The organism is Martinezella multihospitum (assembly GCF_900094585.1).
GTDB lineage: Bacteria > Pseudomonadota > Alphaproteobacteria > Rhizobiales > Rhizobiaceae > Rhizobium > Rhizobium multihospitium.
On record NZ_FMAG01000001.1, the window covers coordinates 830601 to 852527 of the forward strand.

Genomic DNA, 21927 nt, shown 5'->3' on the forward strand with positions numbered 1-21927 from the left:
TTGAGCCGCATGCATTTACGCAATGCGGCTCAAGCCGAGCTAGCGTTAGAGCAGCTTTTCCAGCGTGATCGGCAGGTCGCGTACGCGCTTGCCGGTCGCATGGAACACGGCATTGGCGATGGCGGGCGCGACGCCGACAATGCCGACTTCACCGACACCCTTGCCGCCAAGTGCCGAGGCATTATGGTCCGGCACACCGACGGAGATCACCTGGATATCCGGAATGTCGGAGTTCGTCGGCACGAGGTAGTCACCGACATTGTTGTTGACGGTTCGTCCGTTGCGCCGATCGACCAGCCCCTCCTCCAGAAGCGCTTGGCCGATACCCATGATGATGCCGCCACGCCACTGGCTTTCCACCAGGCGCGGATTGTAGAGCCGGCCGCAATCGAAGGCGGAAACCATGCGCGAGACCCGCACCGTGCCGAAGTCTTCGTCGACCCGCACTTCGGCGAAATGGGCGCACCAGCTGTGCATGGAAAAATCGCCCATGGTCGGCCCCTGCACCTTTGCCATGGTGGTCCAGGCCTGAAGCTGCTCCTGCGCTGTCGCACCATCGGCCAAGGTATTGCGCCGGACTTCGATCTCCTCACGTTTCAGAGCGGACATCAGTTCCGCCAGTGTCAGCGATGGTGTCTCGCCGCGCGGCGCTACGATGCGCCCCTCGGCAAAATTCAGCGTGTTCGCACCCGTATCGCGGAAGGGCGAGTTGGCATCGCTGAGCGCAAGGCCGATCAGCTCATCGCGGGCCGCGACCGCCGCCTTGTGGACAGCCCCCATGATCGAGCCGGCGAGCATCGAGCCGCCGGCGATTGCCGCGCCCGGCAGACGTGAATCGCCGAGATAGACCTCGACCTGATCGACGGGAATGCCGAAGACTTCCGCGGCACTCTGGGCAAGGATCGTGTAGGTGCCTTGACCCATGTCGATGGCGCCGCTGACGACCTCGACGCGGCCATTGGCAAGGATGCGGATCATGGCTTCGCTCGGTGCGCGGATGACCGGGAAAGTGCCGCAGCCGATGCCCCAGCCAATCAGGGTCTTGCCGTCGCGCATCGAGCGCGGCTCGTGGCTGCGCCGCGACCAGCCGAAGGCTTCCGCGCCTTCCGTTAGCGCCTCGCGCAGCCGGCGCGTCGACCACGGTTTGCCGGATTGATAGTCATGATCGGCATAGTTTCTCAATCGCAACTCGAGGGGGTCCATGCCGAGCTTGTAGGCCAGTTCCTCGATCGCGCATTCGATGCCATAGGCACTCGGATTCTTGCCCGGCCCCCGCAAGGCGCCGGGCGTCACGCTATTGACCGGCACGACGCGATGCTGCGAGGAGAAATTCTCGACCTTGTAGAGGATCGACGTTGCCGCCCCCGTCTGCTCCGGCCAGTCGGCATCGACGGAGGTTTCGCTGGCGCCGCGATGGACGATCGCCTGCAGGATACCGTCCTCCGTCGCGCCAAGCGCGATCTTCTGTCTGGTCGCGGCGCGCCCGCCATAGCTGGTAAAATTCTGCGGGCGGGTAACCGCAAGCTTCACCGGGCGTCCGAGTTTTCTGGCGGCCGCGACAGCGACCGCGCCATAAGCAAGCGGCACCCCCTTCGATCCGAAACCGCCACCGATGAAAGGCGAGATGATCCGGACATTCTCATAGGGCATGTCGAACCATTCGGAATACATGCGCGCCATGCCATGCGACCACTGGCTCGGTTCCCAGATGGTCAACTGGTCGCCATCCCACTTCGCCGTCAGCCCGTGCGGCTCCATCGCGACGTGATATTCACGTGGCGTCGAATATTCGGCCTCGATCCGCACCGGGGAAGCAGCAAGTGCGGCCTCGGCATCGCCCCAACTGGAAGAGAGCGGCTCCATGAGCTTGCCCTCGCCGGCATTCGGGTCGTTGAGATCGGCGACGTGGCTGCTCTCCTCATAGGTGACGCGGACCAGCCTGGCGGCTTCCGTCGCCAGCTCGCGGCTTTCCGCCACGACGGCGGCAATCGACTGCCCGTTGAAGCTCACCTCACGCGGTAGCGGATAATAGGGTCCATCGGCGGGCTTGTTGCCGCCCCAGTCGGCAGAAAGTTTAAGACCAAGATCGTCTTCCGGCGTAAGAACCAGAAGCACGCCGGGCAGTGCGAGCGCGGCCGAGGCATCGACCTTGACGACACGGCCAGCCGGAATCGTACTCTGGATGAGCACGGCATAGGCCAGGTTTTCAACCGGGTATTCCAGCGCATACGTCGCGGCACCCGTCACCTTCGTATTGCCTTCGAAGCGCGACTGACGACCGCCGACGGTGCCGTCGGACGCATCGCCGTGCTTGCGGGGTTCCATCATGGTCATGCAAGACCTCCGATCTTCTGAATGGCGCGGACGATGACGCGCGGCGCAAGTTCGATCTTATAATGGTTGCCGCCGTGATCGACGGCACCCTCCATGGCGAACCGGCTGGCCTTCTCCAAAGCCTCCGGAGTGAGAGCCTTGCCGATGAGTGCCTGCTCGACTGCCCTTGCCCGCCAGGGCTTGGTGGCGACCCCACCAATTGCCACGCGAACATCGCGGACCGTCCTGCCGTCGGCTTCAAGCTCCAGGCCGACCGCGGCGCTCGCGGCAGCAAATTCGTAGGACTGCCGATCACGGACCTTGATATAGGTGGAATTCCGGGCAGCGGTGGAAGCAGGAATAGTGACGGCGGTAATGATCTCGCCGCGCTGCAGGACGGTTTCCTTGTCCGGCGTGTTGTCGGGAACGAGGAAGAAATCGTTGACGGCAACCTTGCGGCTATCCGTCTCGACCACGGCGTCAAATGCGACCAGAGCAACCGCCAGATCGCCAGGATAGGAGGCGATGCAGGCTTCGCTCGTTCCGAGCACGGCGTGATTGCGCGTGACGCCGCCGATCGCCGAACAGCCGGAACTGGGGTTGCGCTTGTTGCAGGCGGGAAACGCGCCGGGATCGCGGAAATACGAACAGCGCGTCCGCTGCAGGAGGTTACCGCCGACTGTCGCCATGTTGCGAAGCTGGGCGGAGGCGGCCAGAGACAGGGATTCGGAAACAGCCGGGAAAGCTGCACGGATATCCTTGTGGTCGGCGACTTCGCTCATCCTGGCAAGCGCGCCGATGGTTGCGCCTGCGGTATCAACCAAGATGCTGCTCATGCCGGAGAGATGAGTGATATCGATGACAATGTCGGGCTCGCCGACACCGCATTTGGCAAGATCGAGCAGCGTCGTTCCACCGGCAAGCAGCATGGCGCCGACCTGCTGCGCCGCCTGGGCGGCTTCCGCTGTCGATGTGGCGCGCAGATAGGAGAAGTTTCGCATCATGCCACCTCCGCGGCCTGGCGCACCGCCGCGACGATGCTGTTATAGGCCCCGCACCGACAGAGATTGCCGGACATATATTCGCGGATTTCCGCATCCGAACCGGCATGTCCTTCGCGAATACAGGCGACCGCCGACATGATCTGGCCCGGCGTGCAATAACCGCACTGGAAGGCGTCATGCTCGATGAACGCGGCCTGCACCGGATGCAGATCGCCGGCCTCGCCGGTCAGCCCCTCGATCGTCGTGATCTCGCGGCCTTCGGCCTGCGCAGCGAGCGTCAGACAGGATAGCACGCGCTGACCGTCGACATGGCAGGTGCAGGCACCGCACTGTCCCTGATCGCAGCCCTTCTTGGTGCCGGTAAGGGAAAGATGTTCGCGCAGCGCATCGAGCAGCGTCACACGCGGCTCGATATCGAGTTCGTGGCGCTGCCCATTGATGTCGAGCGCGATATGGATGGTTCGTGTCATGATAAGCTCCTGCCATCGTCACGAAGATGAGACCTGCGGAATCTAATGGAATCTATCCGTCGGTCTACCGGTTGCTATGGGTTTCTTTCAGGAAGACGGGGCCGATGGAATTCTGGCGTCATGGTCGGCTCTCATCTGAATTAGGAAGCAAAGGACGCCATAAATAAACGGAGGCGCCTCCGTTTAAATTAATGCCTGGCTTGTTTTCGTCAAGCCCCGACATTCGGGCGAATCTCGCTTTGAACCGATCGAGATAGAGGATGGGCAAGAGGTGGGACCGAAAGAGCCTCTGCTATTTGCCCTCGGCACCCCCTTTCGTACCGGCGGGATCAGGGGATCGATCAACGTTCATTTCCGGTCCGTCAAATCACTTGAAAAATGAAGCGAGCTTCAGTTATGCTCAAATCGAGCAATAGTAGTCCAGGCCATCGGAAACCCATTTTGATTCAGCACCAAAAGGAATCACAACCTGCTGTTATCGTTCAACTATTTTTAAATCTGGCTCTCAGGGACAGGCTCTGCCTGTTCTGAATTCACTCAAGGAGGATTTTCGATGATCCATGAAATGCGCATCTATACTTGCTTGCCGGGCAAGCTGCCAGCGCTCAAGGAGCGTTTCGAAACGGCGACGCTGGCGATCTGGGACCGGCTCGGCATCCGCCCCCTCGGTTTCTGGACGACGATGATCGGACCTTCCAGCTTCGACCTCATCTATTTCCTCGAATGGCAATCGCTAGAGGAACGCGAGCGGAAATGGGCGGAATTCCTGGCTGATCCGGCCTGGAAGGAAGCTCTGGCAAAAAGCGAGGCGCCGGGCCAGATTCTTGCCAATATCGCCAGTTCGATCCTACAGCCGACTGGATTCTTTCGCCCCTTTATCTCCGTCGAGGCCGATGGCTGAAGGCGAATAGAAGATTGATGGGCCTGTCGCAAATTCGGATCCTTCGCTGTCTACTGACGATATCACGAGCAAACCGCGCTCCGATATTGTAGGGCGTACCAATGATTTTGAACGCCATTGCCGAGAAGCTGAAGCGCCAATCGACGATCAACCGCTAGGCTATCGCCTATACACCGATGATCGAGAGGTGGTGCGCCGGTTGCGCCGACCCCATTGTGGTTCGGTCCGGATCGATGAGACTCAGGTCAAGATCCGCGGCAAATGGTGCTATCGCTCGCTGCGGAGAGGATGTGGCGGCCATCGCATAGAAATCAGAAAGCCGGGACAAGCCCGGCTTTCAGTTTCATAGTCAAAATCTGTTCGGCGTACGCCGCTGCCGCGTTTAAGTCAGCCGTTCTGGTCGCCGCTATTGTCGGCAGCCGGCTCCTGTTCTTTTTCCTTCAGCACGTCTGTCAGCTTGTTGACGCCTTCAAAGCCGGCGACGGCGGCAGCGGCCTTCGTCAGGAAACCGGCATTCGGGTCGACAGCCTCGACGGCCTCGTCGGCAGCCACGGCACCTGCAACTTCTTCAATCAGCTTTCCGATACCCATTTCAAGCTCCTGATCGTTTTTTGTCTGCCGCAAAATTGCGGCGATCGAGCGTTGCGAACGCCTCGCAGCGGATGTTTAGAAGGTCACTGCTAACGACCTTTTCCTCCCCAGGGCGAGGCATGGTTTTCCCCGGCTCCTGCCATTTAGGCAACCAAACTGAAAGCGGCCTTAACCCAAGATGAAGCGAAGCTGATATTGCGCAATCTCCACGGCGCGCGCCTGCCCGGATGTGACACTTGTCGCCGTCAAGCCGTCACATCAGCCTAATAGGCCTGTGATAAGCCCTCCGGAATTTCGGACAAAGCCAAACCGTTTGAACCTGGGAAATTTCCTGCCATGACATTCTCGCGTCGCGTTGCTGCTCTTGCCGCATCCTTCCTCCCTCTCCTTTTCGCGCCGGCCTTTGCCGACTCCGATGTGCTCTGGAAGATCGTTCATGACAAGTGCGTCGCGCAAACTGCACCTTGCCTCTCGGTGAATACGACCGAGCACTACGCGATGCTGAAGGATCTGCGGGGCGTCGCGCAAGTTCTGCTGATTCCGACCGACAAGATCACGGGCATGGAGAGCGCAGCACTCCTCGATCCTGCAACGCATAACTTCTTTGCCGATGCCTGGGCCGAGCAGGGCGATGTCGACGCCCGATTGCCGCATGCGCTCCCGCGCGACGGCCTCAGCCTTGCCGTCAACGCACAGCAGGCCCGTTCGCAGAATCAGCTGCATATCCACGTCGATTGCCTGAGCGCGGATGCACAGGCTGCCCTCAAGGCCGATGCCGACAAGGTCGGTGCCGACTGGGCACCGCTGCCCGATACCATCGCCGGCCACAAGTTCACGGCGGTCCGGGTCAAGGGCGAGACATTGGGCGACTTCAATCCATTCCTCGCGCTTGCCAAGACATTGAAGGACCCGGCGAAGGAAATGGGCGATCACAATCTTGTGGTGGTCGGCGCCAACTTCGCCGATGGTCCCGGTTTCATCGTCCTGACGGATGTCGCGGCACCCGGTATGGGCGGCGAGGACGTGCAGGACCATAGCTGCGCGATTACGCATTAGAATCAGCATATTAGGGCTTGGCGCGAGGGCCGCATCGATCACCTCTTCGATACGGCGACCTCCCTTTGTGCGCACGAAATGGGCTTGGACGCCGATTTATGAATCTGGTTTCTAACTTCTATCGCGTTTCACATACTAATCTTTTTGATGCGGTCGGTTCAGTGTTATAGTCCGGGTTGTGAGCCTGAGCTATGCATCATCCGTTCGTTGAGCATCCGGATCATCGAACAACGCTGGCATTGAAGGTTCGCGATCGAAAGCCTCAGGAGGCGCCTCATGAATCTTCAAATCAATAGCCAATCCTATCAAGTCGATTCGGAGGGAGATACGCCGCTCCTCTGGATCATCCGCGATGAGCTGGGCATGACCGGCACGAAATATGGCTGCGGGCTGGCGCAATGCGGCGCCTGTTCGGTCCTCGTCGACGGCGAGGTAGTGCGCTCATGCGTGACGCCGCTCGATAGTGTCGTCGGCCGCCAGATCACGACGATCGAGGCGATCGAGGCGGACCCGATCGGCAAACGGGTGGTCGCCGCCTGGGTCAAGCATCAGGTTCCGCAATGCGGCTACTGTCAATCGGGGCAGGTCGTGGCGGCGACCGCGCTCCTTAAACAAACGCCCAATCCCTCCGATGACGAAATCGCCGCGGCGATGATCAATCTCTGTCGATGCGGGACTTACAACGCGATCAAGGCGGCGGTCAAAGACCTTTCTTCCAAGGAAGGAGAAACGCTATGACCGAAACCAGCCGCAATCTCGTTCCTGAAGATGAGTTTCCCACCGGATCTCCGGTCAATATCTCACGCCGCCACTTTCTCCTGACCTCTGCCGGTGCGGCAGCCGGGGCATTCGTGCTTGGCTTCGGCGTTCCGGTTGGCCGGGCACGGGCACAGCAGGCAGCAAGCGCCATGCCTCCGGGCACACGCGTTCCCGCCTTTCTCGAAATCCGTCCCGATAGCACAATCCGTTTCGTGAGCCCCTTCGTCGAGGGCGGTCAGGGCGTCTTCACCGCGATGGCGCAGATCGTCGGCGAGGAGCTCGACGCTGATCCCAAAACCTTCGTGGTTGAAAATGCGCCGACGGGCAGCGACTATCTGGTCGTGCACGGCAAGATGCGCATCACCGGCGGCAGCATGTCGGTACGCACGAGCTATGAGACCATGCGCCGGCTCGGCGCGCTCGCCCGCAACATGATCCTGCAAGCCGCCGCCAAGCGCCTGGATGCGCCGATGAGCGAACTGACGACGGAACCCGGCCGGGTCATCCATGCCGCCTCGGGGCGCAGCCTTGCCTATGGCGACGTTGCGAGCGAGGCACTGGATCTGCCGGTTCCTGCCCCTGAAAGCGTGGCGCTTCGTGACCCGAGCCAGTTCCGCTGGATCGGCAAACCGGTCGAACGGCTTGACATCCATGACAAATCGACGGGCAAGGCAATCTACGCGATCGATTGCAAGGTTGACGGCATGTTGCATGCCGCCGTCCAGCACGCGCCCCGCCTCGGCCTGACCGTCGGCAAGATCCGCAACGAAGATCAGCTGAAAGCGATGCCGGGCGTCCATTCCCTCCATAATCTCACAGGTGCCGTCGGCGTCGTTGCCGAACGCTGGTGGAATGCCAAACGCGCGGCCGAAGCAGCGCAGGTCGATTGGCACGAGCCGGGTGCCGACGCAAACCCCGCCTTCCGCTACATGCCGGCGGATTTTTCGACCACAGCCTTCAACGACAAACTCGCCAACCAGCCTGGCAACGGCCAGGATGCGGAGAATGTCGGCAACGTTGCAGACGCCCTGGCTGGCGCCAAGACTGTCGTTTCGGCAACCTACAAGAGCCAATATCTGCATCATGCGCAGCTCGAACCACCATCGACGCTAGCCCGGTTCAATCCGGACGGCAGCCTGGAAGTTTGGATGCCCAACCAGGCGCCCGAGCAATTCCAGGCCGACATCGCCAAGCTGACAGGACTCGACCCATCGAAAGTGATGGTCCATAGCCCTATCCTGGGCGGCTTCTTCGGACGGCACTTCCTGTATCCATCCGCCAATCCCTATCCCCAGGCCATCCAGCTTGCAAAAGAGGTCGGGCGGCCGGTCAAACTGATCTGGAGCCGCGAGGAGGAGTTTCTCCGCGATCCGATGCGGCCGATGGCGGCGGTACGTTTTCGCGGCGCGCTCGATGCCAGCGGTATGCCCGTCGCACTCGAGGCGATCAGCGCTTGCGAGGGGCCAACGGAGGGGGTTTTCGGCCATAAGGAGGATTCACTGGACCCGACGGCCCTGGAAGGCCTGACCGGAAAATCCTACGCCATCCCGAATTATCGCATCGCCCAGATCTATGTGAAGAACCCGACCATGCTCGCCTATTGGCGTTCGGTCGGCAATTCCATGAACGACTTCTTCTACGAGACGTTCCTCGACGAGCTGGCGGACAAGGGTGGGCAGGACCCTTATGAGCTGCGTTTGAAGCTGCTGCAGAAGAACGAGCGGCTGAGCAATCTGTTGAAAGCGGTCGGCGATCTCTCCGGCGGCTGGAAGCGCGGCCCCTTCACGGCCGACGATGGTTCGAAGCGGGCGCGTGGCGTCGCCATGGCCTCGCCCTTCGGCAGCCATACGGCTGCGATCGCCGAGGTTTCCATCCACAACGGCCAGGTCGTCGTCCATGATGTCTGGGAAGCGATCGACCCCGGCAGCATCGTCAATCCGGCGATCATCGAAGCCCAGATCAATTCGGCAACGGCGCTTGGAATGTCGCAGGTGCTGATGGAGGAGGCCGTCTACAAGAACGGCGAGCCGGTGGCGCGCAACTACGACCTCTATCCGATTCTGCCGCCGGACCGTATGGCGCGCGTCCATGTCCGCATCGTCGAAAGCGGGGCGGAGATGGGCGGCATCGGCGAGCCAGGGCTGCCAGCCATTCCGCCGGCGGTCGCCAATGCGGTCTCCACACTGACGGGCAAGCGGATCCGCAGTATGCCTCTCTCCAACTACACCTTCGAAAGCTGACGCGCAGCCAAATCTGCGCCAGGCATATCTCCGGCTCTCGGCCCAAATGGACCCGAGAGCCGGCGTAGTTGGCTCCTTCAAAAGCCGAATGCGAAATCCCGAAGCAAAGACATGAGGGCACCCCCTTGAAGAGATTTCTTCTGGTTCTTCTTTTGATTGTCGTGCTTGTGGCCGGCGGCGTCGCGTGGTTCGTAACGCGCAAGCCGGCATCCCCCTTCGATAACGTCGCTGCAGCGCAGCCCCCCTCGGAAGAACTGATGCAGCGCGGTGAATATGTCGCCCGCCTGGGCGACTGCGTTGCCTGTCACAGCACACCGAAAAGCGCACCCTTTGCCGGCGGGCTGCAGATGGGAACGCCGCTCGGCGCCATCTTCACGACCAACATCACCCCGGACAAGCAGACCGGCATCGGCAACTATACGCTCGCCGATTTCGACCGCGCCGTCCGTCAAGGCGTGGCACCCGACGGTCACCGCCTCTATCCGGCAATGCCTTACCCCTCTTATGTGAAGATGAGCGACGACGACATCCGCGCGCTCTACGCCTATTTCACCAGCAGGGTCGCACCCGTTCAGCAGGAAAACAGGCCCTCGGACATCCAATGGCCGATGAACATGCGCTGGCCGCTGGCGCTCTGGAACGCCGTCTTCACCGAAGGCGGCACCTATCAGCCGAAAACCACCGGCGACGACCAGTGGAACCGTGGCGCCTATCTCGTTCAAGGGCCGGGTCATTGCGGCAGCTGTCATACGCCGCGCGCCATCACCATGGCGGAAAAAGCGCTCGATGAAAGCAGCCCGCTCTATCTTTCCGGCGCGCTTCTCGACGGCTGGTATGCGCCGAGCTTGCGCGGCGACCCGAATACCGGTCTTGGCCGCTGGAGCGAGGAGGACATATACGCCTTCCTCAAGAGCGGCAGGAACGGCCATGCCGTCGTCTTCGGCTCGATGGCGGATGCCTTCAACAACTCGACCCAGTTCATGACGGATGACGACCTGAAGGCGATCAGTCATTACCTGAAATCCCTGCCCGGCGATCCCGCCCGCGACGGTACCCCCTGGCAATATGACGAGGCCACAGCCCAGAACGTGTCGCTTTCCAACCGCGAGCAGATACCGGGCGCCCAGACCTTCGTTGCAAAATGCAGCTTCTGTCACGGCATCGACGGCCGCGGAAAGCAGCAATGGATTCCGCCGCTCGCAGGCTCTGCCGCTTCGCTCGCGAAGGAAAACGCGTCCCAGATCAATGTAACACTGAACGGCTCCAGCCGCGTCGTGGCGAACGGAATCCCGGATGCCTATCGCATGCCGCCGTTCCGTCAGCAGCTTTCGGACCAGCAGATTGCCGATGTTCTGACATTCGTGCGCTCGTCCTGGGGAAATCACGGCGGAGCGGTTGCCGCAAACGATGTGAAGGCCCTGCGCGAGCATACGGACCCGGCAAGCAGCAGCCCGATCATATTGCAGATGCGGTAGCTTCCGCCGCGCCCGGCCTTTTGTTGCAACGATGAAAGGCAAAGGCGCGACATACAGGATTTCGGACAGCGAGCGGTTCGACGCAATCATCGAACCGCTCTGAATGACTTTGCCCGGCATGGCCTTTCCGCAGGCGGGACAGAGGCCTTAGCGTTCCTGCCCGGCAAGCTTGAGAGCTTGCGCCCGCTTTCTTCTCCTGCTCACCCGCGACGAGGGCGTCTTCACCTGCCCTTCCTGGGGCAAGGAAATGATCGCCTTCAGACCGGGATTGTTGGGCTGAAGCAGGATATCGCCACCGTGCTGTCGCGCGACGGCGCGGGCAATCGACAGGCCCAGTCCGACGCCGCCCGTGCCTCTGTTTCTCGAGGCTTCCAGACGGAAGAAGGGCGCGAATACCTTTTCCTTCATATCCTCGGGTATGCCCGGGCCATTGTCTTCGACGACGATATCGATGGTGCTGGCCGAGTGGCAGATTTGAACCTTGGCATGGCCGCCGTAGCGCGCCGCATTTTCCGCAAGATTGCGAACGGCGCGGCGCAAGCCATCGGGCCGGCAGCGATAGGTCGTCTTCGGTCCTTCGATATATTCCACCGGCAGGCCGAGATCGGCAAGGTCGTCGCAGATACTGCCGACCAGTGCCTCCAGTTCGATGGCCCGCGTTTCCTCGGCCGTGGATTCGCCGCGTGCGAAGGAAATGGCGGCTTCCGTCATGCTCTGAAGCTCGTCGATGGTCGACAGCATTTTCTGCTGGATATCGGCATCCTTGACGAATTCCGCCCGCAGCCGGAGCGAGGTGAGCGGTGTCCTGAGATCATGGCCGATCGCGGCCAGCATCCGGGTGCGATCGTCGACGAAGCGATGCAGGCGTTCCTGCATCCTGTTGAACGCCTCGGCCGTGCGCCTGATGTCATCAGGCCCCTCTTCGGGCAGCGGCGGAAGATTTTCGCCGCGCCCCAAGGCTTCGGCCGAAACGGCGAGCCGTCTCAGCGGGCGCGCGATGCGGCTGGCGATGAACACTCCGATGAGCGACAGGATGAGCGCCGTAGTCGCAAGAGAGGTGAGCGATTTCATATCCCACCAGCGGTCGCCGACATTCTTGTAGAACGCCGTATTCAGCCACATGCCGTCACTGAGCTTGACGACCAGGCCGTATCCGTTGCGATCCCCGAAATAGACGAATTTTGCAGTCTGCGGCAAACTCCAGAGAACGGTCGGCGGGGTAGCCCAGCCCTCGGCGGCGTTCGCCGTCATTACTCCCTTCGACATCAGATGATCGACATCGGAGTTCGAGTGCATGCCGTACTTCGCGCCGAGATCGATGAAATTCTCGATCGGCCGGGCGAGTTCATTTGCCGCGCGGGAGCGCCATGCACCGGCATCGGTCGGCTCCGTCGGCGAAAGCCAGAAACGGGAATAGCTGGTCTCGCTTGCCAGCAGCGCCTGCTCGCGCAACGGCTTGGGCATGGATTCCATCAAGCGGGTGACGGAAGCGCAGCGGCTGAAGAATTCGCTCTTCATGGCGGCATGCAGCGCCTTGGTGCGTTCGTCCCAGGAAATCGAAAATGTCAGGCACTGCGAGACGACAAGGGCAAGCAGGGTAAAGCCGATGAACTGGGCGGCCAGGCTCCTCCTCCACCAGTATATCATTCGAACCCCACATCCGCCGAGAGACTGTAGCCGCCACCCCAATGCGTCTTGATGACCGAAGGGTTCTTCGGGTCCGGCTCGATCTTCTTGCGCAAGCGGCTCACCTGATTGTCGATGCTTCTGTCGAAGATGTCGGCCGTCCTGCCAACCGTCAGGTCGAGAAGCTGCTCGCGGCTGAGCACCATACCCGGACGTTCGAGGAAGACTTTCAGAAGCCGGAATTCAGCCGTGCTGAGCGGGATGCCGACGCCATCGTCGCCGGAAAGCTCCTGCCGCCCCATATTGATGCGCCACTGGCCGACGCGAACGACCCTGGCCTTTTTCAACGTTTCCCGCTGCTGCTGCGGCACGCCATTGACCCGACGCAGGACAGCCCGGATGCGTGCCAGCAATTCGCGCGGATTGAACGGCTTCACGAGATAATCGTCAGCCCCCAGTTCAAGGCCGATGATGCGGTCGGTATCCTCGCTCATGGCCGTCAGGAAGATGATGGGGGTATCGGTCGTCGCCCTGAGATGACGGCAGACGGAAAGGCCATCTTCGCCCGGCATCATGACATCGAGGACGATCAGATCCACCGCACCGCGCTCGAGAATCCGTCTCAGGGCAAGTCCACTGTCGGCGACGCTGACCTTGTAGCCCTGCTGCTCGAGATACTGGCCGACAAGGTCCCTTATGTCCGAATGATCATCGACGACGGCGATGTGCGCAGCTTTTTGCATGACGGTTTCCACGATCTCAAGTCATTCTACAGAAGGCCGCTCCGAGCCGCATCGAAAAAAGTGTATCAAAGTTTCACATAGACCGGAGGGTTGCGCCGCAAGCGGCGCTCCCACTTGAAAACCTGGCGGCAGCCGGTGCAAGCCGTATCGAGAGGATACGGATTTCATCGAAACTGTCCTTAAAATCCAATCGATATTCCGCGTGAAAAGGCCCCCTGCAGCTGGCAAACTATAAGATTGTTGTCACATGGATGTGCCGCGGGCCGGCAAATTTGTAACAAGCTGTCGCAGATCTCGCACGGCCTATGTGCCCTGTCTCGACGGAATGCGGTGGCGACATCGCCGGGCTTCGACCAAGGTCAAATCCTGCTATACCCTCTGCAAAATAGGCCGCTCGCGCCAGCCGTCCAACCATCATTGCCGCGTCGGTCCGCTCCAGAGCCGATGGCTGACGCTGCCATCGCCGGAGACAGGCTTTTACATCTCCGGCACAAAGCTGCGACATGACCGTCCTAACCTCCTGCTCGAAAATCACTTGCCCGGTCGAGACTATCGACGCTGACAGGAGGATATGGAATTGGCCATAGAATTATCACAGATCGCAACGCTTCGCCGTGTTCTCGAAATCTTCTGCGCCCGGCACGACCTGGAGTTTGCCGATCGAACGGCGATCATCGCCGCCCGCGAGCTCATGAAATTCGCCGACGAGGGCGAAACCGATCCCCTCGTTCTCGAGCAGCGCCTCGACGAGGCAATGCAGACTTCCGGAGAACCTATGCTGCCCGCCCAGAGGGCCGTGGCATCAATGGGCGCCTCGTCGGCGCGGCAGCAATGATTGTCCGCCGTCGAAATTGTCCCGTCATCTTCCGCATCCAAAGGCCTCATTGAAATCGGAAGGCAAACCCATGCACCTTTCCCGCCGCACCGTGTTGACATCGATGGTGGCTGTGGCCGCCGCACCCAGATGGAGCTTCGCCGCAGACGAGCGACGGGTTCTGGTCGTCTATTATTCCTATACCGGCCACACCGGAGCGGTTGCCGAAAAGCTTCGCGCGCTTCTGGGGGCCGAGCTCTTCGAAATCCAGATGCGCACCCCGTATCCTCTCGACATGCAGCGTGCTGCCGAGCAGTCTAAATACGAGCTGGAAACGGGCGAGCTTCCCCCTTTGTTCGATGGCCTTCCCAATCTTTCGAAATACGACCTGATCCTCGTCGGCGGCCCGGTGTGGTGGAATACCATCACGCCGCCTGTCATGAGCTTCCTCGAACGGACGGATTTCGGAGGGCGGAAGGTTGCCGCCTTCGCCACATATGTGCTGGAGCCGGCGCACTACGAAAGGAATTTTGCCGCACAGGCACGCAGCGCTTCGCTTCTGCCCAGCCTGATGATCAGCGAATTCGAGGTCACGGAGAGGCTGGCGGACAAGGCCATCGCGTCCTGGGTCCTCAAAAACCTGCCGAAGGGCGCGCCGCAAGCCCTCTAAGTTCGCAAACACACGCGAATTGCTCTCAATCCGCTATCGGCGCGGGCCGCAACCTCCTGTCGCGATGACGCCGCATTCGCCGTGATATTCTGATGCTGCGGCGTCAATGATATCCTATGGTGCCGGAAATCCTCCATCTGCGGAGATCCCAATGGGCGAAGCATTTCCAGCGACATCGATGCCGGACCGCGATTGGTGGGCGGCACTTTGGCCCGATCCGCTGGCGACGCTCCAAGCACTTGGCATCAAGCCCGGCATGATCGTCCTCGATCTTTGCTGCGGCGACGGCTATTTTACCGCACCGCTGGCGAAACTCGTTGCCGGAAAGGTCTATGCGCTTGATCTCGATGAAAGCATGATCAAGATGGCGAGGGCGGAAGCCGACCGGCAAGGCGTCTCCGTGCGGAAATGGATCCATGCCGATGCGCGCGTCATCGCAAGACATCTTCCTGAAAATGTCGATTATGTCCTGATGGCGAACACGTTTCACGGTGTTCCCGATCAGCCTGGCCTCGTCCGTGCCGTCCATTCGGTGCTCGCTCCCAACGGACTTTTCGGCATCGTCAACTGGGAGACACGATCGCGCGAGGAGACCACGGTACTCGGGCTGCCGCGCGGCCCCAAGACCGAGATGCGCATGGCGCCGACCAAGGTCGTGGCGATTGTCGAGACCTTCGGTTTCAAGTCTCAAGCCGTGATCAAGCTGCCGCCCTATCACTACGGCGTGGTTTTCGCTGCCCTGTAGCTGTGCCAAAGATGTCGCTGGGCATATTGCCGAGCGCTTCCGGCGGCCCCGGCCGAACGCCGAGACCGCCATATCAATCAGCTGAACGCAACAGTGCGTATCCTGCGGAGCGAGAGCGCGATCAACAGGCCGGCGATCGCGGCGACGGTGCCCGCCAGAAAGACGCTGCCATAGCCAGCCCGGTCGGCCAGAAGGCCGGCAAATGGCCCGGTCAGCCCGTAGGCGAGGTCCTGAAAGGCCGAGAAGCCTCCAAGCGCGGTGCCACGCAGATGAGGTTCCACCCGTCGGACGACCTCGCGACCCATGGAAGGATAGATCAGTGAGCATCCGAGACCGGTCAGAAAGGCACCCGCCAGGGCGAGCATGGGATCGGCGGCACTCCAGATCAGCAATTGGCCTACCGCTTCGACGGCCAGTGACCCGAGCGCGACCGGCAAGCCACCGATACGATCAGGCAGATGGCCGAAGAGCACGCGTACCAGAACGAAGCCGACGCCGAAGGCCGTCAGGCCCAGCCCGGCATAGCTCCAGCCCCGATCAAGGAAATACAGCGTGAAGAAGGCACCGATCGCAGCGAAGCCTATGCCCTGAAAACACACGACCGCCCCATGCAGCCAGACCTTGCCGACGACGGTCCAGAAGGGCGGGCGCTGCGCACCGGGATGAGGCGCAACCCCAGGAACCCGCCAGATCGCCACCAGCCCTAGGAATGGCAGGACCGCGCTGATCGCCATTGTCCCGGCAAAGCCGAACCGGCTGAACAATGCCAGACCGATCGGCCCGCCCACGGCGAGCGCTCCATAGATGGCGGCACCGACCAGCGCCAGGACCCTGCCCGAACGCGCCGGGCCAACGACGCCGATACCCCAGGCGATGATGCCGACGGCAACCAGACTTTCGCCCAGCCCCAAAGCCAAGCGTCCCAGAAGGAGGAGCAGAAAGGACAGTAACGGCATGTCGGCGAGAACGCCGGCACCCAAAGCCGTCAAAGCGCCGACGACATAGAATGCAAGCCCCCGCGTCACAGCGACCTTGGCGCCGCGATGGTCCGAGAGCCCGCCGGCATAACCGCGCGTGAGGATGGTTGCCAGAAAGGCAATGCCGACGCCGAGCCCAGCCAAGACATTGCCGAGCCGCAACTGACCGCTCACATAAAGCGGCACGATCGGAAACGAGATGCCGATGCAAAGATAGGAAATGAAAAGAATGGCACTCAGCAGCAGCAGCCGGCCGCGCGCCGGATCGGATGTCGATTGAAAAGCCATGATAATCTCCAGGCTTTCCTCAATGGGCGAAGGCATAAAAAAACGCACTCCGACCGACGAGGATCGTTGAGTGCGTTGCTTGACGTCAAACGCTTACGGCCAGCAGCGCCGGCTGCCATTGCAATAGGCGCTTGCCGAATGGCTGTCAACACGGTGCTCGCGAAGCTCAGAGATCACTCGGGGACCGGGCCGCACCAGCCGGGCAGGTAATCGGCTTCCTTGCCCTTGGCAAGCTCGTGCGCCCTTTCCAGCGCGGCATTGAAATCCTTATCGAGATCCTTGCGCTTGATGCGCCGGCGCAGGAAATCCGCCCAGAGAAATTCGCTGAACGGCGTCGTGTCCTTGGCGTAGCCGCCGACGTGACGCAGCTCGCCAGCCAAGGAGCGATAGGGATCGTCGATCAGATCCTTGATATTCTTCGGGATATCCTCATAGCCGCGGCGCTTCCCCTCTTCGTCGAAGGGGTGCATCCAGTCATGGCAGTCCATGACGAACCAAAAGGAGTCCCGGTCAAGTCGGGAAAGATCGGCGACCGTCGTGACCAGAACATCCTTCACCCCTTCCTCATAAAGTGCGAGAGAAAGATGGTGATGATCGATGACATAGTATTTTCCGCGTGGTCCGCGAATGGTCGGCACCATGTGATTTCCAAGGAACTCACCGGCCTTGTCGCCCGCTTCTTCCGCCTTGAGGCGCCACGCCTTGCGCTTGGCCTTGACCTCGCGCATGCCGACAGTGATCTGTGTGGGTTTCAATTCGTCGATGGGAACTGGATGCAGGATCGGTTCGCGCAGCGTAACCATTTGAAAGTTCTCCGCAAAGGCAGGACCATCTTAGCGTAGCATAACCGGCCAATCCGGCAAGATCGACGTTATACGCTCGTCAGGCAAGCTGCGCCGACTGGCGAACAGTTCACACTCGTACTATCGGATCACTCATCATGCGGCCTTTTTGACCACCGTAAACTGCGAACGCCTGTAGAAGGCCAGCATTTCCCGCTCGAAACTCTCAACGGCAAGCACAACCCATGGCTCGTAATGGTCTCTGCGGGAGCGCATCCTGCGTCGGCCATCCATGTCGAGCATTCCGCGCAACGCCCAATCTACCAACCCCATCCCGTCACTCTCACCCTACCGAGGTCCCGTCACCATCCGCCTTACCGGCCTCAATCGCGTCCAACGGCTTGGCCAACGCTAAATAGGTAACCCCTGATCGAAGGAAAGGTGAAGAAACGTTGTATTAAGGTTTGTAACATGGGTTTGCCTGGGGCTGTCGCATTGCGGCGACACCCGGCAGCCAACCCCGCTCCGCGAAGATCGGAAACAGGACTGAATGAGGATGTCGGCGCCGGCTTCCATAGCGATGGGATCATCTGAACATCAGGCGCGTGAGATGGCGATCGATCACCCGCGAATTCGCTTCGATCCAGCGCCAGATCATGGCCATGGCAAACATGGTCAAAAGCCACCCGAGCATGACATCCGACAGGAAATGAGCACCAAAGATCACGCGGTTGAATGCCACGAACAGCGAGCATGGCACCAGGATCGCCGCAGCAATCCATCTGCGCCCCGCAGGCACGAATATCAATAGGGACAGCGCCGCAGCAGCCGCAGCCGCTTCGCCGGAAGGGAAGGAACAATTGCGGCTGCACGCCCCCGAAAACTGCCATACCGGGGTAAAATCCGCTGTGCCGCCGAACTCGATCAGCTGACGAGGGCGCACGCGTCCAATCGCGACCTTGAGCGTCTGCACCACCAGTAGCGGCCCAGCCGCAAAGCTCAGGAGCACGAAAAGCGGCTTATGAGGATGGCAGAACCGCAATCGCCGCGGCAGGAAAACATGCAGGGCGATGATGACGGCCATGGTGCCGAGAATATAAGGCTGGCTTTGACGGGCAACATCCCTCACCGCCTTCAGCCAGGGGTTTTCTGCCAGCCAGAAGACATGCCCGTGGGCAAACAAGCGCGCAACGGCCAGATCGAGTTTCGGAAAGACCACGAAGACGAAGCTGGTCCAGACGATCAGCATACCGATGGCTGCCAATTCGCCATCTGCCGTTGCGTGCGCCTGCTGCCGGCGCAGCCGCGCTTGACCGGAATCGGAGCTCCAGGAATTCGATGCAAATTTCCACATGCCATATCTCCAGAGGCGGAACGGCGCCAAGCTGAACCGCGATTGTCAAGAAATGGCGAAGATCGCATCAAGGGCCTGTTCAGAATCGGCCATCAGGCGATCGGAAAGCTGTTTGGAAATTGCGGAAGCCGGTTTTGTCCGCAATAGTAGAATCCAGGCGGCAAAGCCGAACGGAAAAACAGAAGAAACACAGGGCACTAGGGGTGGATAACAGTCTCGTTCTCATCGTGGAGGATGAACCGGCAATCGCACAGATACTCGAGGGCTATCTGACGCGGGACGGCTTTCGCACGGTTCGCGCCGGCGACGGTGAAACCGCGCTGCAGCACCATGCGCTTTTGAAGCCCGATCTCGTGCTCCTGGATGTGCGCCTGCCGAAACTGGACGGCTTCGGCGTGCTCGGCCGCCTGCGCCAGGCCGGCTCGACGCCGGTCATCATGGTCACGGCCGTCGCTGACGACATCGACCGCCTCAGCGGGTTGCGCCTTGGCGCCGACGACTACGTCGTCAAACCATTCAACCCGCAGGAAGTCGTCGCCCGCGTCAGAGCGGTCCTGCGCCGGACACAGGGCGAGCGCGCGGAAGCCATCAAGCGCTTCGGCGCGCTGGAGGTCGATTTCAGCAGCTACACCGTCTTCATCAACAAGGACGAGGGCCGCGTTACAGTGCCGCTGACGCTTAGCGAATTCCGAATCCTCGCCTACATGATCCGCCATCCGACCCAGGCTTTCGCGCGCGCCGATATCCTCGATGCCTGCCTGCCGGAAAGCGATGCCCTGGTGCGGACCGTCGATACGCACATCTCCAACCTCAGGCGCAAACTGGAGGAAATGGGGCAGATCGGCTTCTTTCCTGCCGTGCGCGGCATCGGCTATCGCTTTTCGGATCCGAGATGAAAAAACAGAGATTTCCCAGCGCGCCGCTTGCAACGCTCACGGCCGTCGTCACCACGATCATGCTGCTGCTCAGCGTCGGCCTGACCTATCTGGGGGTCAACTGGTATGCGACCTATCTGGAGCAAGGCATCAGCGACGCCCTGCCGCCCAAGGCCGCGGCGACCTACAAGATGCTGAGCGAAAACAAGGTTCCCGATGGAGATTCCCTCAAGCTCCTGGTCGAACACCTCATTTCGCTGACGGAACCAACGGATCTCAAGGTGCAGCTCTCCGTCCTCGTCTTCGGCCTCTTGTCGGCCCTGCTCTGCGCCGTAATCGGCGTCTTCCTGGCGCGACGGCTTACGCGCCCGCTCGAAGATCTCACTTCCGCCGCCGAGGGCCTGAAGTCCGGCGACTTCTCCGTCCGCGTCACAGCCTCCTATCGCAGCACGCGCGAAGTCGCGAGCCTCGTTGAAACCTTCAACGCCCTTGCGACCAGTCTGGAGACAATGGAGGAAAGATTGCGCTTCAACAACATGGCGGTTGCACATGAGCTGCGCACGCCGTTGACCATCCTGCAGGGATCGCTGCAGAGCATGCTCGACGGCGTGTTTCCGATGGATCGGAAAATCATTTCCGACCTCCTCCTGCAGGTCGAAGGCCTGGGGCGGGTTGTCGAGGATTTGCGTACCTTGTCGCTCGCCATCGGCCAGAAACTCGTGATGGAACGTCAGCGCATCGACGCATCCCTGCTGGTTGAGACTGTCATCGCCTCGGCAAAACCCATGCTGGAAGCCAGCAAGCTGCAGGTCGAAACGGGACTGAAACCCGTCTGGATCTCGGCCGACTCCCCCCGCATTCGCCAAGCCGTGCTGGCGTTGCTCGAAAATGCGTGCCGTTACGCCGCCGAGGGCGGATGGCTGCGATGCGAAACCGAGCAGCTGGCGGACGATAGCATCGTCATCCGCGTTCTCGATCGCGGTCCGGGATTTCCACAGGATATGGATGCCGTCGCCGTCAACCCTTTCTGGCGCGGCGACCCCTCGCGTTCGCGGGCGACCGGCGGTACCGGACTGGGGCTATCCGTGGTGCAAGCAATCGCGGTTGCCCACGGCGGACATCTTGAATTCGCAAATCGGCCCAAGGGCGGTGCCGTGGTCGCAATCCATTTGACGGACAGCATGCCGGAAGAAGCACACGGTTCTGGACAGCAGGGGCAATGTCGGTTTTGTTGACCAAAGCCACCGCCGCCGGAAGGTGCCGGCAGGCGATTAGTGGAAGAGTTCACCGATATTGTAGAACCATGATTTGCTCTGGCTGCGCCTGTCCGCTCCCAGGATCTTCGAATAGGGAACCCTGAAGCCGTAGACGCCCTCCGGTTCGGCGGAACGTTCGAGCCAGAAAGCATCGATGTTCGACAGCAACATCGATTGCCGGGCGCGCCGGCGATACTGGATCGGATGTCTTGCCTGCGAAACGGCCAGGAAGTGCTGCATGCCGCCTTCCGCCGCAAGGCCCTGCAGCACGATGAGGATCGCCTCCTTCGGACGCAGGCCCGCAAGATCGCGGGTCACCTCGATGATACGCTGCTTCGCATTGCGTGGCCCCTGCATGCTCCCGACGACGAATGTATAGCTCCCCTCCACCCCCTGATTGACGAAGGTGAATCTTGCCGTGCAGAGAAGTGCCTGATCGCTCACGCGCAGGAGTTTGATCGCGAAAGCGCCCTCATGCCGGCCGCCGCTGCAGTCGGCGAGCGCGATCCAGCATGCATATGCTTCGCATTTGCCTTGAACAAGGCCCATTTCCAGCCATTCGCCGCGCCAGAGCCGCGTCATGCTGTCCCTGGAGAAAATAGTTTCCGCAATGGAAAAATGCTCGATGAGAAGGGAGAGCCGCCGGGCGTTGCACATTCCGTGGACCAGAAATTTTGACAGCGGCTTCTGCAGCAGCTCGTCATGGGGCGGCGGCAATTCGCGCGCGGCGGCAAATGCAGCAGTAAAGCGCCACCACCGGATGGTCAGAAGCGGATCTGCGGCAAAGCGGCACCAGAACAGAAGAGCACGCTTCCAGCGCACCCGCAGGCTGAAGGTCAATATTCTCCAGAGCGGGGCGTATCGGGATGTGTGCGACCTGGCAGCTGCCGGCACGACCATCGCGGAAGGAGAAATACTGGATATGACGCCCTCTGGCGTCACGGCGATCGATGTCTTTCGATTCATGCAAAGGCCCGGCGAATATGGT

General features: G+C 60.8%; 20 protein-coding genes and 1 pseudogene. 11 read left to right on the forward strand and 10 right to left on the reverse strand.

Annotated elements, in window-relative coordinates:
• Positions 1 to 45 precede the first annotated feature (45 nt).
• Genes GA0061103_RS03735 through GA0061103_RS03745 form a run of 3 tightly spaced genes read right to left on the reverse strand, consistent with a single transcriptional unit; the run spans position 46 to position 3787 of the window.
• Positions 46 to 2334, reverse strand: coding sequence for a xanthine dehydrogenase family protein molybdopterin-binding subunit (locus GA0061103_RS03735; RefSeq protein WP_092707198.1), 2289 nt, complete (start codon positions 2332 to 2334; stop codon positions 46 to 48).
• On the reverse strand, positions 2331 to 3314 hold the full coding sequence (locus GA0061103_RS03740; RefSeq protein ID WP_092708600.1) for an FAD binding domain-containing protein: 984 nt from the start codon (positions 3312 to 3314) through the stop codon (positions 2331 to 2333). The genes GA0061103_RS03735 and GA0061103_RS03740 overlap by 4 nt, the downstream gene beginning before the upstream one ends.
• On the reverse strand, positions 3314 to 3787 hold the full coding sequence (locus GA0061103_RS03745) for a (2Fe-2S)-binding protein (RefSeq protein ID WP_092707200.1): 474 nt from the start codon (positions 3785 to 3787) through the stop codon (positions 3314 to 3316). Before GA0061103_RS03745 ends, GA0061103_RS03740 begins: the two co-directional genes overlap by 1 nt.
• Before the next feature lie 553 nt (positions 3788 to 4340).
• Between GA0061103_RS03745 and GA0061103_RS03750 the strand changes: the two genes are divergently transcribed.
• Positions 4341 to 4688 (forward strand): NIPSNAP family protein, encoded by a 348-nt coding sequence (locus tag GA0061103_RS03750; RefSeq protein WP_092707202.1) that lies wholly within the window; start codon positions 4341 to 4343, stop codon positions 4686 to 4688.
• A gap of 161 nt (positions 4689 to 4849) precedes the next feature.
• A pseudogene (locus GA0061103_RS35315) lies at positions 4850 to 4959 on the forward strand (IS6 family transposase); the annotation flags it as partial.
• A 116-nt stretch (positions 4960 to 5075) separates the two neighbouring features.
• Here the strand turns inward: GA0061103_RS35315 and GA0061103_RS03760 are convergent.
• Positions 5076 to 5279: a hypothetical protein gene (locus GA0061103_RS03760; protein WP_092707204.1), complete on the reverse strand. Its 204-nt coding sequence runs from the start codon at positions 5277 to 5279 to the stop codon at positions 5076 to 5078.
• Positions 5280 to 5615: 336 nt separating this feature from the next.
• Between GA0061103_RS03760 and GA0061103_RS03765 the strand changes: the two genes are divergently transcribed.
• The 4 genes from GA0061103_RS03765 to GA0061103_RS03780 all read left to right on the forward strand — a co-directional run bounded on the left by GA0061103_RS03765 (position 5616) and on the right by GA0061103_RS03780 (position 10809).
• Complete coding sequence (locus tag GA0061103_RS03765) at positions 5616 to 6335, forward strand: CDP-diacylglycerol diphosphatase (protein WP_092707206.1); 720 nt, start codon at positions 5616 to 5618, stop codon at positions 6333 to 6335.
• A 276-nt stretch (positions 6336 to 6611) separates the two neighbouring features.
• On the forward strand, positions 6612 to 7073 hold the full coding sequence (locus GA0061103_RS03770; RefSeq protein WP_092707208.1) for a (2Fe-2S)-binding protein: 462 nt from the start codon (positions 6612 to 6614) through the stop codon (positions 7071 to 7073).
• A complete protein-coding gene (locus tag GA0061103_RS03775; RefSeq protein WP_092707210.1) occupies positions 7070 to 9334 on the forward strand; it encodes a xanthine dehydrogenase family protein molybdopterin-binding subunit in 2265 nt (754 codons plus the stop codon). Before GA0061103_RS03770 ends, GA0061103_RS03775 begins: the two co-directional genes overlap by 4 nt.
• A gap of 125 nt (positions 9335 to 9459) precedes the next feature.
• A complete protein-coding gene (locus GA0061103_RS03780) occupies positions 9460 to 10809 on the forward strand; it encodes a c-type cytochrome (RefSeq protein ID WP_092707212.1) in 1350 nt (449 codons plus the stop codon).
• A gap of 147 nt (positions 10810 to 10956) precedes the next feature.
• Here the strand turns inward: GA0061103_RS03780 and GA0061103_RS03785 are convergent, their stop codons facing one another.
• The gene (locus GA0061103_RS03785) at positions 10957 to 12456 is read right to left on the reverse strand and encodes a sensor histidine kinase (RefSeq protein WP_092707214.1); all 1500 of its coding nucleotides are present in this window, start codon (positions 12454 to 12456) and stop codon (positions 10957 to 10959) included.
• Entirely contained in the window at positions 12453 to 13178 is a 726-nt protein-coding gene (locus GA0061103_RS03790) for a response regulator (protein ID WP_092707216.1), read from the reverse strand. Before GA0061103_RS03790 ends, GA0061103_RS03785 begins: the two co-directional genes overlap by 4 nt.
• A 577-nt stretch (positions 13179 to 13755) precedes the next feature.
• Between GA0061103_RS03790 and GA0061103_RS03795 the strand changes: the two genes are divergently transcribed.
• The 3 genes from GA0061103_RS03795 to GA0061103_RS03805 all read left to right on the forward strand — a co-directional run bounded on the left by GA0061103_RS03795 (position 13756) and on the right by GA0061103_RS03805 (position 15407).
• Positions 13756 to 14013 (forward strand): hypothetical protein, encoded by a 258-nt coding sequence (locus GA0061103_RS03795; protein ID WP_167376518.1) that lies wholly within the window; start codon positions 13756 to 13758, stop codon positions 14011 to 14013.
• Positions 14014 to 14083: 70 nt separating this feature from the next.
• Complete coding sequence (locus GA0061103_RS03800) at positions 14084 to 14662, forward strand: flavodoxin (RefSeq protein WP_092707220.1); 579 nt, start codon at positions 14084 to 14086, stop codon at positions 14660 to 14662.
• Between the two features lie 151 nt (positions 14663 to 14813).
• The gene (locus GA0061103_RS03805) at positions 14814 to 15407 is read left to right on the forward strand and encodes a class I SAM-dependent methyltransferase (protein WP_092707222.1); all 594 of its coding nucleotides are present in this window, start codon (positions 14814 to 14816) and stop codon (positions 15405 to 15407) included.
• Positions 15408 to 15484: 77 nt separating this feature from the next.
• Here the strand turns inward: GA0061103_RS03805 and GA0061103_RS03810 are convergent, their stop codons facing one another.
• The 3 genes from GA0061103_RS03810 to GA0061103_RS03820 all read right to left on the reverse strand — a co-directional run bounded on the left by GA0061103_RS03810 (position 15485) and on the right by GA0061103_RS03820 (position 18808).
• A complete protein-coding gene (locus tag GA0061103_RS03810) occupies positions 15485 to 16672 on the reverse strand; it encodes an arabinose transporter (RefSeq protein ID WP_092708603.1) in 1188 nt (395 codons plus the stop codon).
• A gap of 173 nt (positions 16673 to 16845) precedes the next feature.
• Positions 16846 to 17475: a ParB-like protein gene (locus tag GA0061103_RS03815; protein WP_092707224.1), complete on the reverse strand. Its 630-nt coding sequence runs from the start codon at positions 17473 to 17475 to the stop codon at positions 16846 to 16848.
• A 565-nt stretch (positions 17476 to 18040) separates the two neighbouring features.
• Entirely contained in the window at positions 18041 to 18808 is a 768-nt protein-coding gene (locus GA0061103_RS03820) for a phosphatase PAP2 family protein (RefSeq protein ID WP_092707226.1), read from the reverse strand.
• Between the two features lie 203 nt (positions 18809 to 19011).
• Between GA0061103_RS03820 and GA0061103_RS03825 the strand changes: the two genes are divergently transcribed.
• Together GA0061103_RS03825 and GA0061103_RS03830 are read left to right on the forward strand one after the other, a co-directional pair.
• Positions 19012 to 19704: a response regulator gene (locus GA0061103_RS03825; RefSeq protein ID WP_092707228.1), complete on the forward strand. Its 693-nt coding sequence runs from the start codon at positions 19012 to 19014 to the stop codon at positions 19702 to 19704.
• Entirely contained in the window at positions 19701 to 20918 is a 1218-nt protein-coding gene (locus GA0061103_RS03830) for an ATP-binding protein (protein WP_092707230.1), read from the forward strand. Before GA0061103_RS03825 ends, GA0061103_RS03830 begins: the two co-directional genes overlap by 4 nt.
• Positions 20919 to 20954: 36 nt before the next feature.
• On the opposite strand, the gene GA0061103_RS03835 is transcribed toward GA0061103_RS03830, so the two are convergent.
• Positions 20955 to 21905 carry a DUF535 family protein gene (locus GA0061103_RS03835; RefSeq protein ID WP_092707232.1) on the reverse strand — a complete coding sequence of 317 codons (951 nt, stop codon included), beginning with the start codon at positions 21903 to 21905 and terminating at the stop codon, positions 20955 to 20957.
• Positions 21906 to 21927 lie beyond the last annotated feature (22 nt).

Excerpts from the sequence above, each read along its gene's own strand:
- GA0061103_RS03785 (WP_092707214.1), bottom strand. The coding sequence starts at position 12,456 with ATGATATACTGGTGGAGGAGGAGCCTGGCCGCCCAGTTCATCGGCTTT.
- GA0061103_RS03750 (WP_092707202.1), top strand. The coding sequence starts at position 4,341 with ATGATCCATGAAATGCGCATCTATACTTGCTTGCCGGGCAAGCTGCCA.
- GA0061103_RS03775 (WP_092707210.1), top strand. The coding sequence starts at position 7,070 with ATGACCGAAACCAGCCGCAATCTCGTTCCTGAAGATGAGTTTCCCACC.
- GA0061103_RS03745 (WP_092707200.1), bottom strand. The coding sequence starts at position 3,787 with ATGACACGAACCATCCATATCGCGCTCGACATCAATGGGCAGCGCCAC.
- GA0061103_RS03760 (WP_092707204.1), bottom strand. The coding sequence starts at position 5,279 with ATGGGTATCGGAAAGCTGATTGAAGAAGTTGCAGGTGCCGTGGCTGCC.
- GA0061103_RS03805 (WP_092707222.1), top strand. The coding sequence starts at position 14,814 with ATGGGCGAAGCATTTCCAGCGACATCGATGCCGGACCGCGATTGGTGG.
- GA0061103_RS03770 (WP_092707208.1), top strand. The coding sequence starts at position 6,612 with ATGAATCTTCAAATCAATAGCCAATCCTATCAAGTCGATTCGGAGGGA.
- GA0061103_RS03815 (WP_092707224.1), bottom strand. The coding sequence starts at position 17,475 with ATGGTTACGCTGCGCGAACCGATCCTGCATCCAGTTCCCATCGACGAA.
- GA0061103_RS03835 (WP_092707232.1), bottom strand. The coding sequence starts at position 21,905 with ATGAATCGAAAGACATCGATCGCCGTGACGCCAGAGGGCGTCATATCC.
- GA0061103_RS03810 (WP_092708603.1), bottom strand. The coding sequence starts at position 16,672 with ATGGCTTTTCAATCGACATCCGATCCGGCGCGCGGCCGGCTGCTGCTG.
- GA0061103_RS03800 (WP_092707220.1), top strand. The coding sequence starts at position 14,084 with ATGCACCTTTCCCGCCGCACCGTGTTGACATCGATGGTGGCTGTGGCC.
- GA0061103_RS03765 (WP_092707206.1), top strand. The coding sequence starts at position 5,616 with ATGACATTCTCGCGTCGCGTTGCTGCTCTTGCCGCATCCTTCCTCCCT.
- GA0061103_RS03820 (WP_092707226.1), bottom strand. The coding sequence starts at position 18,808 with ATGTGGAAATTTGCATCGAATTCCTGGAGCTCCGATTCCGGTCAAGCG.
- GA0061103_RS03740 (WP_092708600.1), bottom strand. The coding sequence starts at position 3,314 with ATGCGAAACTTCTCCTATCTGCGCGCCACATCGACAGCGGAAGCCGCC.
- GA0061103_RS03735 (WP_092707198.1), bottom strand. The coding sequence starts at position 2,334 with ATGACCATGATGGAACCCCGCAAGCACGGCGATGCGTCCGACGGCACC.
- GA0061103_RS03830 (WP_092707230.1), top strand. The coding sequence starts at position 19,701 with ATGAAAAAACAGAGATTTCCCAGCGCGCCGCTTGCAACGCTCACGGCC.
- GA0061103_RS03790 (WP_092707216.1), bottom strand. The coding sequence starts at position 13,178 with ATGCAAAAAGCTGCGCACATCGCCGTCGTCGATGATCATTCGGACATA.